Here is a 12,971-nt window from a genome sequence, read left to right on the forward strand (position 1 = left end):
ATTTATTTGTAGGGTGATAAGTAGATGATAGGAATAAGTATTGCAACGAAGTGGGAATATGAAGCGACACTGGAATACTTTAGCGTAAAAAATAACGAACGTTTTGGTTATGCATATGGCGAGTATTTCATAAGAACAATTAATGATACTGAGCTTGTTTTTTATAGTACAGGTGTAAGAAAAGTAAATGGTGTTGGTGGTAATCAATATATGATTTCTAAATTTAATTTAACTAAAGTAATCGTTGCTGGAACATGTGCAGGAATAGATGATAAGTTCAGTAATTTGGATATTTTTGTACCCGATAAAGCCGTTCAATATGATTGTACAGTAAAAGAAACTGAGCCTCTTATTAAACAATCCTTCATAGTCAATATTGATTTATCGAAATATGGAAATGATTTTTATACAGGAACAATTGGCACCGCTGATAAAGCAGTAGTTATGTGGAAGGACTATTTAGAACTTAAAGAAAACGAAATAACAATAGCCGATACAGAAGCGGGTGCGATTGCTTATACCTGTAAGAAGAATGATGTTGAATGTATTATAATTAAAGGAATATCTGATTTTCCAACAGATGAAAGAAACTCTGATAAATTCGAATCGAACATTGAACAGATTAATGTTTATTTAGAAAACACACCCAAAGTTATGAACAAAATATTTAGCAAATATTTAAAAAGATTTATTTAAATAAATTTAAAGTTAAATAGAAAGATTATGATTGTTGATGAAACTTGTCTTTTATTGAACTGTTGTTTTCGGATAGTTCCAAATCCTTTATTTTTTGTGCTTCCGGTAAATATATTGTAGTAGGTGTTAACTGGAATGCGAAGTTGATTGGGGTGGAAGTAGAGCCTTCTGAATTACTTGAAGAATTGGAAGAAATATGTGGAAAATAAGCTTATTGAACGAACGGGTGCTTTACATAAGGAGAAGAGCCTTATTCTTCTTAAACTAACGCAGCAGTAAGAATAACAGAGAGGTTATTTAATGTAAGATGTAATAAGCCTAATAGATACAAGTAAAATAAGCGTTGATGAATCAGATATAAAGGCAACAGAAGATAAGTTAGATGCAGTCTTCCTAGAGCAATAGAAGGAACTTTTCAAGTTAATCAATAATGCCGAAATAGGTGAATGGACACTTTATCCTATCAAAGACCATAGAAATTCAAAATAGACTTGGGATACTTTAAAACCGAGAAAAGGACTGTAAAAAAAATATGGTTACTGGGGACCAAACATGACGGTTGAGTATATTAATTTTAGTAAAAGAAAGTAGGTAAATATGAAGTATTTAAAAATAGTCTTCATAATATATACAGTAATTTGTATTATCGATGCTTTGCTATTATATAAAAAATATAGTAGAGTCCAAAAATCTCAAGAGGACATGGAACAGTTGAAAAAAACCATAAAAAGAAATTTTTTATTTTTAGTAATCTTTTTATTAATGGGGTTTATACTAATAACCCTTCGCTAATAGTGGTGGTATTTCTTATTTGTTAAAAAATTAATTTGATTCATAATGAAGCTTATAGTAATCTTATTATTTTTGAATAATTTCCAGATATTTAGAGGGTTGTTAGATATATCATACAGTTATTCCATTAATATTATTTTTAAATTATTTATAGATATATATGACAGCAGAGTTTTAAATACGTTATTTAGAGTTTGCTTTGGATTGTTTTTTCTATTCGTAATTTGGCTTGTTCAACCTAATAGAAATAATGTGGACGATAAGATTAAAAGAGATTAATGAGGATTAATATTGTTTTATTACGTTAACATGGAACTTTGTTATTAAAGTAATGGGTGATTTACCTCAAGAAGGAGTAAAACTTTTTTCTTATTGAACCAATGCGGCAGAATAGTGAAAACTTGAATAATTATAAACAATAAGCCTGTATCTATGATTGTTTGGTAATCTAAGATACAGGTTTTGTATTTCAGTTATAATTGTAGGCATGCATTTCTATGAATATTATAAAGAAAAATTAAATATTAAACGTCGATTAGAATAGAATCTGTCTTCAATATTAAATATTTTTAAGAAATTGAACCTATTATGAATTGATAATCGTCTAATAGCAGAATTTGAAGTAGGTTGAAAGGGGGGAGTAAATTGGACAGAGAAGAAAAAGATTACATATTAGAAAAAATGATGATTGAATATGGTAATGAGTTGGTACGATTGGCATTTTCTTATGTGAAAGATACAGAGACAGCTAAGGATATGGTTCAAAATACGTTCATCAAATGCTACAAAAACCTTGATTCGTTTCGATTTGACGCACAAATAAAAACATGGCTATTTCGTATAACAATTAACGAATGTAAGGATCACTTAAAAAGTTGGAATTACAAAATGGTACAGGTAAAAAGTTTTATTAATGTAACAGCAAAGTCGATATTACCATCAACAGAAAAAACAGTTATTGATAAATACAATAATGAAGAAATAAAAGATACTATTTTTTCTCTACCAAAAGTGTATCTAGAAGTCGTTTATCTATACTATTATGATTCATTTACGACGGAGGAAATTGCCGAAGTTTTAGATATTCCAGTGAATACAGTGAAAACTCGATTGAGAAGAGCAAAACAAAGGCTAGAGTCGATGATAAAGGAGGCGGAACTAAATGGCAGATAAACGATTAAGAGATAGATTTTATAATGCGTCAGATCAAGAACTAAGGTTTACGAAAGAAGATCGTAATGAAGTATTTGAACAAATTCATAAACTGGAGAAGAATCATCATGAACAAAAGAAGTTTCATGTTTCTTCTAAAAAAATTGTTCCATTTACAGTTTCCTTATTATTGATAGGCTTGAGTATGTTCTTGTTTCTTCCATCGATTCTATCTGGAAACTTCAATAAAGAATCTAACAGCAGTAATGCAAGTGAATCAGTATTCCAGGAAGATGAGTTATTAACCACTCTATTTACGGTGAAAGATGACAATCTTAGAATTCCTCTTAACCTTTTACTTACTTATAGTAAAGATAAAAAGACGATGAAAGTTCTATCTATCCCTCGTGATACTTATGCTCCGATAGTGGATAAGAATGATGGGACTACTTCATATGATAAATTGACATTTGCTTATGCCTACGGTTCGGGAGGGGCTGAAAATGTAAGAACAACAGTTTCTAAGTTATTTGATTTACCCATCGATTATTATGCTGTTATGGATCTAGAAACTCTTTCAACGTTGATTGACTCAGTGAATGGTATAGAATACTATTTGGAAGAAGATATTCAAGTAAGAGCTATATCTAGAGTGTCATTTGAATTCGAAAAGGGGACGAATCGTTTGAATGGAGAAGAGGTTGTGGCATTAATGATGGCTGCTACAGTAGGAAAATTGGGTGAAGAAAACCAGTTAAACCTAATGAATGCGTTTATAAATCAAACATTAAACGTATTACCACAAACACAATTAAAACAATTTGCTACTAAAATAGAAGGCAATATTCCAATTGAACAATTGTTAGAGAATAAAATGGAATCTGACTTGATACAATCGGTATCATTAATCGATGGAATGAAAGATGTAATGATAGATGAGGCTTACTATATTAAATTTGAAAAAGATTTTTTAAATTCTATTTCAAAAGAGTTAACCACATTTAACTAAAAAAATTTTGGTGTATTTAGTAATTACTTACAGATGTAATTTTGTACTAAGAGAATTTAAAGGTGTATTAATTAAATGTAGATTAACGCACTTTTTAAGAGTGATGTTCAACTAAAGGGTGCTTTACTTCAAGAAGGAATTGAATAGAGGTAGAAAAGTTGAGGAGAAAGCAAATACTCTATTACCTGTTTTGGAACAGTTTTGTGATTGGGGAGAAAAAAACCGCAATAATTAACATGGAGTTAAACAAGTAGCTGTCTGTAAGGATAGCTTTTTCTTAGAACCAATGCCGCAGGTTAGTTTAATAAGTTATGTAGTGGAAACTTTATTGGTTGGTTTACCGTATTTATTACAAGGAGTTTAAATTTTTAGGTAATTAAAACGAAAAGGAGGGTGGCTTTGGAGTATAATAAATCAAATGTTGAGTATAAGAAAAAGAAACTTAATAAATTGTTAAAGATATTCATAATGATTGGTTTGTTAATTGTTGGACTTATCGGATATGGAGTTTATTGGGCTTTCTTTGATATGAATAGGTTGCCGACAGGAGAATATCTAACTGAAGAGATATCACCTGGTGGAAAGTATACATTAAAAGCATATGTCATCAATGGTGGGGCAACAACATCATATTTTGTTCGTGGTGAGTTGGTATTTAATATTAAAGATAAAAAAACTAAAAATATCTATTGGAACAATCAAGAAGACACCGCCACTATTTCTTGGAAGGACAATAACACAGTAGAAATTAATGGACATACGTTAGATGTGAAAAGGGATAAATTTGATTTTAGGAATCAATAATAATTTCCTTTCTTATTGAACTAACGAGGGCTTTAGTTAACAAGGGGCTACCTGTAAGGGTAGCTTTTTCTTATTGAACTAACGTTGCAGATTAGTTGAACAATGATAAACAACTACAAAGGAGTGAGAATATGATTATTGCCTATGCCTTTCTATTAATAGGGGCTTTTAATGCCTATCTTGTGCGTTATATTTTGTTTGAATTTGGTTTCTATATTGAAAAAGGTAAAACACGAAGAAAAAACTACGGTCAATACCGTTTGGCTTACAATGTCGTTTACTTTTATTATGTGGAGCATTGCAATGCTAGCAGCAGGCATTAATAATTAAGCTAACGAGGTGCTTTACTTCAGAAGGAGTAAAGCTTTTTCTTGTTGAACTAAAATCAAGAAAAAAATATATTGACGTTCGGAGGGGGCACTTTGTCAACAGAACGAGAAGCAATGATTAGATCCTTGAAACAACAAGTTACTCAACGTTACGAGAACGAGGTTTTAAGGGTTCTTTTCCTCACTTTTATAGGAAGTCAGAAATGGAGTACATATCCGAACTGGCGGAACAGCTAGATTAATTCACTGCTTGTTCAACTACCGTGTGCTTAGTTCAAGAAGGAGTAAAGATTTTTTCTTCTTAAACTAAAGGTGCAGGATAGTGTAAGAAGGAGTTTATTTTTATTTGTAGAATTATTATAAAAATAAGCAAAGGTAATGGGGGCAGACAGATGACGAATAGTAGTAACCAGGTAACCCTAAGAATTGGGAATATAAATGATGCAGAAGCTGTTCTAAAACTTCAAAAGGAAATTCTTTCAGAAAGTGAATTTATGATTTCGGTATTAGAAGAGTTTGAAGAAACTGTGGAGCAAATAAGAAACTGGATAGAGAAAATCTTAGCGAATGAAAGAGAAAAGCTAATCATGGCGGAAAGCAATGGGCAGATTGTTGGTTGTATTGTTTTTCGCGCAAAAAGTACTAAAAGGCTTTTACATACTGGTTCTTTTACGGCAATGGTCAAAAAAGAGTTCCGCAATCAAGGCATTGGTAAACTGCTGATTAAAGAACTTTTAAACTGGGCGGAACACAACCCTTTAATAGAGAAAGTTAGTTTAGGTGTTTTATCAACAAATCAACGAGCAATCGAATTGTACAAAAATATGGGATTTGTTGAAGAAGGACGTAAAATTAAAGAAGTTAAGTTTAATGATGACTTATATGTAGACGATATACTTATGTATAAACTGGTTTAACAATCTATTTAAACGGAGAGCTACTATATAAAATAATTGTTTGTGAAGAAATGTACTTAAGCTAACGGGTCCTTTACTTCAATAAGGAGTAAAGCCTTTTTCCTTCTTCAGGTGATTGCATGAAATATACTTGTCCTTGCTGTGGATATAAAACTTTGGATGAAGAACCAACAGATACAGATGCAATTTGCAAAATATGCTTTTGGCATGATGACGGTGTTCAATTTCGAGACCCTGATTATGAAGGTGGGGCAAATGAAGTCTCATTAAAACAAGCACAAAAAAATTTATTAATTTTGGGGCATGTGAAGAATACTGTATTAAATTTGTCAGAAAGCCAAATAAGGAAGATATAAAAGACACTAATTGGAAACTACTTGATTAGTGATTTCTTATTCAGCTAAAGGGTGGTTTAGCAAAATATGGCCATCATTTCGGTGGTCTATTTATATGTATAAAACATAAGGTTGAACCCAGATATGCAAAGGGGTGTTATTGTGAAAAATATAATCACAATAAGTTTATTATTATTGATTTTTTTACTTTTTGCTGGTTGTTCTAATTATCAAGAGAGCTTTGCTATCACAGGGACAGTAGAGGAGATACTTGTTGAGGAAGAAATGTTAGTAATTAAAGAATACGGCGGAGTTGATGAAGGTAGAAAAGATGGAAATGTATACGAAATACCTGTTGATGAGGTAGAGAAATATAATATTGGGCAGAAACTTGAAATAACTGTCTTTTCTAATACTACTGCTGATATTTGGGATTTAGATTATATGAAGTTCGATATAAAAACAGTCGAAAGTTAAACTTCTTATTCAACTCCCATGAAAATTAAAAAATGCTCCAAATATACATAATTGCATAACAAAAGAGACTCAGAAATTGCTTTTTTTAAAAAAACTGAGCCTTCAGAATGTTTATATTAAGTTAAAAGGTAAATCAAGAATCAACTCCATATTCTTGTAAGAATAAAGGCAGGCTGGTGCAATAACCAGAGTAGGATTAATCTACCATGAGTGCTACTCATATAGAGTGCGACAGTCTGTGATGCAACGTGGTCGTCGGAGTCAGACTAACGGATGGGCTCAATGGCAACATAGTTGATCGACCTTCTTCGCCAGCCATAGTATCCTATACCCGATTTTCACATTTTCATTCTCTGTGGCGTAGCGCTGGTTTTGCGCTATATGGATGGCTAACGGTGCAGTTTAGTGCAAGAAGGATAGTGATTACATATATCTCTTTTTGATGGAAGGCGTGTATGAATGAAATTATTAATAATCCAACCAAAACTTGAAAAACATATTGAACAGCTCGAAGCTGAACTAAAAAATAACCCTGATGTTGATGTAGTCATTTTTCCAGAGGGGTATCTAAATGAAAATGTTAAAAAAGCATGTGATTTAGCTAAAAGATATAATACTATCTTAATCGGCGGACATAAAAGGCTACAAGAAAGACCAAAAGACAGAGTTATAGTAATAAATCGTATGGGTGAGATAATTTTAGATAGAGTAAAGTATAGTACAACATCTTTCGTAGTAGTAGAGGGCTTGAAAATTGGTCACATTCTTTGCGATGAGTTAATGGTACAAGGAATTAAGGGTGAAGAATATAATGACGTAGACTTAATTGTACATCCAATTGGTGTAGGGATGTTTAGCAATGAACAGTTCGAAGAATGGATTACAGAAGCAGCAAAAATCGCAATCAAATATAAAACAATGGTTATTGGGACTAGCCACGCTGATGGTTTATTTGGAGATACAGGTATTTCTATACCAATTGCTTATTGTATTGACAAAGATGGTTCAGTTGTTTTTATATCAGAGAACGATGTCCGAGCACGAATTTTAAATTTTGAAACAAAAGAAGTGTTAGTTCTAAGTGAAGGCTTAATTCTTCAAGATTAGTTTGTGAAGAATTGCACTTAAAGTAACGGGTGCTTTAGTAAAGATCATTGGGATGCTTAGGAAACTCTTTTTTCTTATTGAAGTAAAGGGGCAGTTTGTTCAATAAGAAAAAAGAAGATAAAATCAAGAGGTAAAAAATGAAAAAAACAAATAGTTATACTTATTTTGGAATAGGTAGTAAAGGAAAAATAGATCATAGAGGCTTCGTTGCTTATGAAAGTGGTATTTTCAATCCAGATGATATAACTAAGCTACTTGGAATACAACCATTTAGCAGTTGGAACTATGGTGATACAAGAAGGAATGGTTTGAAGTATTTGTTTTCGGATTGGTCTGCTGAAAAATCTAACGTAGATAGGTTAGATGTTGAAGCGCAATGTATGGACACCATTAAAAATCTAAAAAATAAAATATCACTACTAAAGGAAATCAAGGAACAATATGATGTACACTATGTAATCATGATTGTTCCCAGTATTTATGGCGAAGAAAAACCACTAATGGGTTTTAATGAAGAAATAATTGAATTCTGCTATTTAACAGGTACTACCATAGAGGTTGATATGTATGTGTATCCAGATGAAGTTGAGAGTATATAGATACTAACCTAACGGATGCTTTAGCAAAACATGGCCATCTTTCGATGATCTATTTTTATATCCAAAACATTAAGTGGAACCCAGCTATGCATTGTGAAATGCTAGATTTAAACTAACGGTGCAGTTTTAGTCTAAGAATTCGCTTTGAATATGGTAAAATATAGTTTATATTTCATTACTTGGGGATAGGGGATGTAATATGAATAAGACGGTTGAAGCTTTTAAAAATATGTTCTTGGATTTAGTTTCGATGGGTAAAGGCTTAGTATATGGATTTGTAATGATTGGATTGTTGATTTTAATTGGTGGTGCTTTATTATACGGTATTCTGTTTCTAAGAAATCTTATGTTTTAACCATTGTTTATGAATTTGAAATTAATTTCCTTGTTCAAAGAGGTGCTTAAGCAAAATATGGCCGTCGCATTTCGAAGGTATATTTTTATGTCCAAAACATTAAGTGGATCCCAGATAGCATTGTGAAATGTTACGTTAAAACTAACGGTGTAGGTTAGTTGAAGTACAATCTATAACTTTAGTACGTATTATGCATCTAATTTTTTAAAGGGGTTGTTATTGTGAAAAATAAAATCACAATAAGCTTTTTCAAACTTGCGAACAGAATAGCGTACAATGGACGGTCTTATCCATCTATATTTATAGTAAAAGCCTCATTACTAAAGAAAATTAGTAATGAGGCTTTAAGCTTAAAAAATACTATTTTTCTTCGATATAAGTCAGTGTTTTTCCAGTCAGTCCAAATAATATAGTCAAGATCGGACTAAGCAAGCAGAAAAATGCAAATGGTAAGTAGTCGAGTGTTGTAACAGCCAATACATTCGTAATGAAAATTCCACATACACTCCATGGTACAAGGGGGTTTACAACCGTACCAGCATCTTCCATTACGCGTGCTAAGTTTTTATTCGCTAAACCAACTTTTTTAAATTGTGCTTGGAATGCTTCTCCAGTCAATAAAATTGATAAGTACTGCTCTCCGATAAGTGTATTCACCCCAATTGCGGTAAAAGCAGTTGCTGCAATAACAGAACTAACTTTCTTTAGCGAACTTTCCACTTTCATCAGTAAGCTTTGAACTATGCCGAGTGTAAACAAAAGTCCACCCATACTTAAGGCAAGAAGAACAAGCCCAATCGTAAACATCATGCTATTAATGCCTCCCCTAGAAAGTAAGGAGTCTATTGCTTCAATACCTGTGCTAGATGTAAAACCATAAAATAGTATATTCAATACTTCACTAAAACTAATAAAGTGATGGAAATAGGAAATAAGTATAGCAACAACTGATGTTAAAGCTAAAGATAATATAGCAGGCACTTTCTTAATGGAAAGTATAACGAGTAAAACAAGGGGGATTAATGTATACCAATGAATCATCCCTGTTTGGAGTAGTCCTGCTTGAAATTCATTTAGTTGCTCGAGCTCTTGAAATTCTTTGTTTGGCGATAAAATTCCATATCCAATTAGCGAAATAAAGAATGCTGGGATCGTTGTCCATCCCATATTCCGAATATGTTCAAATAAATCTACCTGAACGATAGCAGATGCAAGATTTGTAGTATCTGACAGTGGAGACATTTTGTCTCCGAAAAAAGCTCCTGAAACAATGGCTCCAGCTGTAATAGCTAAAGAGATATCCATAGCACTAGCCATTCCAATAAAAGCAACACCTATTGTAGCTACTGTTGTTAGGGAACTTCCTATCGATAAACCAACGATACAAGTTACTAGAAATACAATAGCATAAAAAAAGTGTGGCGTAATAAATTGAAAGCCTAAGTGAATAAGTGTTGGAATCGTACCACCCATCATTAAGCTACTTACTAATATACCAATAAAGAAAAAGATGAAAATTGCGCCAAGGCCCGCTTTGGCACCATCTACTAGTCCTTCTTCTAGTTTTTTGTAAGGTACTTTCTTCATAAGACCATAAGTTATAAGTAATAGAACTGCCAGTAAGATAGGCATATGAGGAACTGAATCAAATTTTATGATACAAAGCGCCATTATAGCGATAATCATAGTACTAAGTAGTGCCGCCTCCGCAAATGAGGGGGAGATTGTGGAACGAATACGAAACATTGTAAATCCTCCTAATAATAGTTTTTAGGAATGAAAAAAAACCTTCCAATCCCTATAGCTAGGGACGAAGGAAATCTCCGCGGTACCACCCTATTTGTCGAACAATTTGTATGTTCAACCACTTCATTAAAAACGAGTTTACTTGATTGTTGTAATTCATCTATCATGTTTACCTGAACTTTCACCAACCGTTCAGTCTCTTTGTGCTGGGTACATGCAGATTACTAGGACAATCACTCGTACATATTATGCTTTCGCGATTCAACGCTTTCAATCACTAAAGTAATTAGAATTTTATCATGTTTTACCGCACTGTCAAGAGGTATTATTTAAAATGTAGTGAGTTTCCTAGCTAACTGGATTTTACCAATGATAGTAGGAGCGGCAATAAGGGAGGATGAATTCCAAGAATTAACCCGATGGTTTTTTCGTTTAAAAAACAGTTCTTCAACTAGCGGGTGCTTTACTTCAAGAAGGAGTATAGCTTTTTTTCTTATTGAACTAAAGGTGCAGTTTATTTTAAGAAAATAATTGGAATTTTTATGGTAAAATATAAATGATTAATAGATGATTTTATGTTAAGGATTTTCAATCACAGGGGGTGCAGAATAATGAAGCTAATAACATTCGCATTTACAGGATTATTGGTAAGTGGATTATTAACTGGATTTACGAAGGAAGAAACGAAAGTTGAACAATATAAAACAGAAGACACGGAAGTTGAACAAGTAAAAGCAGAAGCCGAAGTCAACGACCCGAAGACGTGGAAGGATGTTTCAACGCCTGAAGGCTTCAACAGTAATGGAATAGAACCAACGTTGGAAGCTTGGATTGCCTATCACGCTGAAGATATTGCCAAAACAACCGACGTCAAAGAATATTACCCGAGGGCAAATCGTCTCAGATCGGAAATGAAATATTTTCGGATTCAAGGTGAAGACCTTCAAAAAGACTTTGAAAATTTGGAGGTGCTTCAAACTTTGATGGGTAATCTTGTTTATTCTATTTCGGTGGCAGAAGAGCAAGGGATTGAAACGTCAGGAACCTATGACGAATTAAAAAAATCTTTTAGGTATTTCACCGAACTAGTTCACGATATCGACATTGTAATAAATCGCGATGGAAAGGGCGAAACTTTTGGGTTCACGCACCAATTAGACGGGAAAAAGGTTAAGGAAATGGAAACGTTCATCTATATAGATTAACTAGTTTTGAGGTCACTTCAAGAAGGAATACTGCTTTTTTTGTTGAACCTATTAAGCTAACTGGTGCTTTACTTAAACAAGACTATCAGTTTTGATGGTCTATGGTTGTGCTTAAACTATCGGGTGCTTACTTCAAGAAGGAGTAACGCCTTTTTTCTTGTTGAACTAACGGATCAGTAATTTAGTTGAATAATAGTATTTAATTTGTTTTCAACAATCTGAAGATTAGGGGAGTTGTGTTAATAGAAGTTTTTCAAGAAGATGAATAATAAAGAATCACTTAACTGGAAAAAGGGAATTGCTTTTGGTTTTTATACTTATATGTTAATAACAGTTGTAAACTATTTTTATTATTTATCAACTGAAAATGGCTTTTTTTCTCCGACTTTTATTTTTTGGAGTGGTCTATTAGCTGCTTTTGCGTATGATTTTATTTTAAATCTTATAGATAAAAAACAATCCAACATTAAATTATCTTAATTGAGAAAGTCATTCTTATTGCACTAAGTTGAGCTTAGTTATAGATCATGGATTGCAAATGCATTTCTTTTTTTCTTGTTTAGCTAATGTCACAGGGTGAAACAATTGTGATTATTAAACGTAGAATGAATTGAATGGAGGTAATGTTACTGTGTATGGTATTGAACCGATATTTTGGCTTAAGTTAATCTTCTTGATAGTAATCCTTTCATTATTGTTTATTGTTTTTGGTTCAGTTATGAGAAGATGGTTGAAAGTTGAAAAGAAGAAGTTTTTTTCACATAATCACGTGAATGAAAAACACAAAAAATTGGATTGGACGATTAGAATAGTTTTCATCGCTTTTATAATATTGGGATCTTTTATTAATGCCACTTTAGAGTTTTCAGAACGAATTTGGTTCTTAGAGCCATGGTATTTATTATTCGGTCTAACTATATTGTCTGAGACGGTTCGAGCATTGATGGAATGGAAATATGCGGATAATAAAAACTCATATATTTTTACTTTGAGTCAGTTAGTTTTTGGCATGATATTAGTAATTTCAATATTAACAACTAACTTTTGGGGGATAGTTTAAGGAACTTTGTTTCTTAAACTAACTGGTGCTTTACTTTAAAAAGGGTAAAGCTTTTTTCTTGAGGACTAAATTATTTTATTTATACTTTTGCTTTTCGTAATATTATTAGGAGTTTTATGGTTTTAAACTTTATTGCTTTTTCGAAAAACTTAAAGAATGGAAAAGCACTCTTAAACCTTGCTCTATTGTAGTTTAATTTAATAAAACTTTTTGAAAGGATGTGTCTAAAGAAATGGAAATAACAAATAAACGGAAGTTTTTTCAGTGGGGCGGGTATTTTGTAATAACGCTTACTCTTCTTTTAAGTATAGTGCTGAATATATCTGAAAACACACTGGATGCTTTCAAATGGACTGGGCTAGGGCTAGGGGTTTTTCTAACGTTGATT

Annotated in this window: 14 protein-coding genes and 1 pseudogene; 14 read left to right on the forward strand and 1 reads right to left on the reverse strand. The window is 32.5% G+C overall.

Translation table 11 applies throughout. The features are described from left to right. The first annotated feature begins 24 nt into the window (after positions 1 to 24). From MHB55_RS03730 to MHB55_RS03780, 11 genes and pseudogenes are all read left to right on the forward strand, one after another. Positions 25 to 696, forward strand: coding sequence for a 5'-methylthioadenosine/S-adenosylhomocysteine nucleosidase family protein (locus tag MHB55_RS03730; RefSeq protein ID WP_154311466.1), 672 nt, complete (start codon positions 25 to 27; stop codon positions 694 to 696). A 1,437-nt stretch (positions 697 to 2,133) separates the two neighbouring features. Then, the gene (locus tag MHB55_RS03735; RefSeq protein WP_191696657.1) at positions 2,134 to 2,661 is read left to right on the forward strand and encodes a sigma-70 family RNA polymerase sigma factor; all 528 of its coding nucleotides are present in this window, start codon (positions 2,134 to 2,136) and stop codon (positions 2,659 to 2,661) included. Beyond that, positions 2,651 to 3,649: an LCP family protein gene (locus tag MHB55_RS03740; protein WP_191696656.1), complete on the forward strand. Its 999-nt coding sequence runs from the start codon at positions 2,651 to 2,653 to the stop codon at positions 3,647 to 3,649. Before MHB55_RS03735 ends, MHB55_RS03740 begins: the two co-directional genes overlap by 11 nt. Positions 3,650 to 4,099: 450 nt before the next feature. After that, on the forward strand, positions 4,100 to 4,453 hold the full coding sequence (locus tag MHB55_RS03745) for a DUF5412 domain-containing protein (protein WP_445678245.1): 354 nt from the start codon (positions 4,100 to 4,102) through the stop codon (positions 4,451 to 4,453). 131 nt (positions 4,454 to 4,584) lie between these two features. Further along, complete coding sequence (locus tag MHB55_RS03750; RefSeq protein WP_154311459.1) at positions 4,585 to 4,776, forward strand: hypothetical protein; 192 nt, start codon at positions 4,585 to 4,587, stop codon at positions 4,774 to 4,776. A gap of 398 nt (positions 4,777 to 5,174) precedes the next feature. After that, positions 5,175 to 5,699: a GNAT family N-acetyltransferase gene (locus tag MHB55_RS03755; protein ID WP_340862625.1), complete on the forward strand. Its 525-nt coding sequence runs from the start codon at positions 5,175 to 5,177 to the stop codon at positions 5,697 to 5,699. A 119-nt stretch (positions 5,700 to 5,818) separates the two neighbouring features. After that, positions 5,819 to 6,084: pseudogene (locus MHB55_RS03760) on the forward strand (CPCC family cysteine-rich protein). 112 nt (positions 6,085 to 6,196) lie between these two features. Further along, on the forward strand, positions 6,197 to 6,511 hold the full coding sequence (locus MHB55_RS03765; RefSeq protein WP_340862627.1) for a hypothetical protein: 315 nt from the start codon (positions 6,197 to 6,199) through the stop codon (positions 6,509 to 6,511). 459 nt (positions 6,512 to 6,970) lie between these two features. Continuing rightward, the gene (locus MHB55_RS03770; protein WP_340862628.1) at positions 6,971 to 7,618 is read left to right on the forward strand and encodes a hypothetical protein; all 648 of its coding nucleotides are present in this window, start codon (positions 6,971 to 6,973) and stop codon (positions 7,616 to 7,618) included. Positions 7,619 to 7,755: 137 nt separating this feature from the next. Next, a complete protein-coding gene (locus MHB55_RS03775) occupies positions 7,756 to 8,217 on the forward strand; it encodes a DUF4279 domain-containing protein (protein ID WP_154311452.1) in 462 nt (153 codons plus the stop codon). 199 nt (positions 8,218 to 8,416) lie between these two features. Beyond that, positions 8,417 to 8,572: a hypothetical protein gene (locus MHB55_RS03780; protein ID WP_191696654.1), complete on the forward strand. Its 156-nt coding sequence runs from the start codon at positions 8,417 to 8,419 to the stop codon at positions 8,570 to 8,572. 360 nt (positions 8,573 to 8,932) lie between these two features. Here the strand turns inward: MHB55_RS03780 and nhaC are convergent, their stop codons facing one another. Further along, complete coding sequence (gene nhaC / locus MHB55_RS03785) at positions 8,933 to 10,318, reverse strand: Na+/H+ antiporter NhaC (RefSeq protein ID WP_340862629.1); 1,386 nt, start codon at positions 10,316 to 10,318, stop codon at positions 8,933 to 8,935. Positions 10,319 to 10,929: 611 nt separating this feature from the next. Here nhaC and MHB55_RS03790 point away from each other — a divergent pair. The 3 genes from MHB55_RS03790 to MHB55_RS03800 all read left to right on the forward strand — a co-directional run bounded on the left by MHB55_RS03790 (position 10,930) and on the right by MHB55_RS03800 (position 12,583). Then, the gene (locus MHB55_RS03790) at positions 10,930 to 11,523 is read left to right on the forward strand and encodes a hypothetical protein (protein ID WP_340862630.1); all 594 of its coding nucleotides are present in this window, start codon (positions 10,930 to 10,932) and stop codon (positions 11,521 to 11,523) included. Between the two features lie 261 nt (positions 11,524 to 11,784). Next, positions 11,785 to 12,003 carry a hypothetical protein gene (locus tag MHB55_RS03795; protein WP_340862631.1) on the forward strand — a complete coding sequence of 73 codons (219 nt, stop codon included), beginning with the start codon at positions 11,785 to 11,787 and terminating at the stop codon, positions 12,001 to 12,003. A gap of 151 nt (positions 12,004 to 12,154) precedes the next feature. Continuing rightward, on the forward strand, positions 12,155 to 12,583 hold the full coding sequence (locus MHB55_RS03800; RefSeq protein ID WP_340862632.1) for a DUF4181 domain-containing protein: 429 nt from the start codon (positions 12,155 to 12,157) through the stop codon (positions 12,581 to 12,583). Positions 12,584 to 12,971: the final 388 nt, after the last annotated feature.

It is taken from the genome of Psychrobacillus sp. FSL K6-1267 (assembly GCF_038003265.1).
Lineage (GTDB): Bacteria > Bacillota > Bacilli > Bacillales_A > Planococcaceae > Psychrobacillus > Psychrobacillus faecigallinarum.

Bases quoted from the DNA above. Each gene is read 5' to 3' on its own strand.
- MHB55_RS03730 (WP_154311466.1), top strand. From the start codon at position 25: ATGATAGGAATAAGTATTGCAACGAAGTGGGAATATGAAGCGACACTG.
- MHB55_RS03740 (WP_191696656.1), top strand. From the start codon at position 2,651: ATGGCAGATAAACGATTAAGAGATAGATTTTATAATGCGTCAGATCAA.
- MHB55_RS03750 (WP_154311459.1), top strand. From the start codon at position 4,585: ATGATTATTGCCTATGCCTTTCTATTAATAGGGGCTTTTAATGCCTAT.
- MHB55_RS03755 (WP_340862625.1), top strand. From the start codon at position 5,175: ATGACGAATAGTAGTAACCAGGTAACCCTAAGAATTGGGAATATAAAT.
- MHB55_RS03770 (WP_340862628.1), top strand. From the start codon at position 6,971: ATGAAATTATTAATAATCCAACCAAAACTTGAAAAACATATTGAACAG.
- MHB55_RS03775 (WP_154311452.1), top strand. From the start codon at position 7,756: ATGAAAAAAACAAATAGTTATACTTATTTTGGAATAGGTAGTAAAGGA.
- MHB55_RS03780 (WP_191696654.1), top strand. From the start codon at position 8,417: ATGAATAAGACGGTTGAAGCTTTTAAAAATATGTTCTTGGATTTAGTT.
- nhaC (WP_340862629.1), bottom strand. From the start codon at position 10,318: ATGTTTCGTATTCGTTCCACAATCTCCCCCTCATTTGCGGAGGCGGCA.
- MHB55_RS03790 (WP_340862630.1), top strand. From the start codon at position 10,930: ATGAAGCTAATAACATTCGCATTTACAGGATTATTGGTAAGTGGATTA.
- MHB55_RS03795 (WP_340862631.1), top strand. From the start codon at position 11,785: ATGAATAATAAAGAATCACTTAACTGGAAAAAGGGAATTGCTTTTGGT.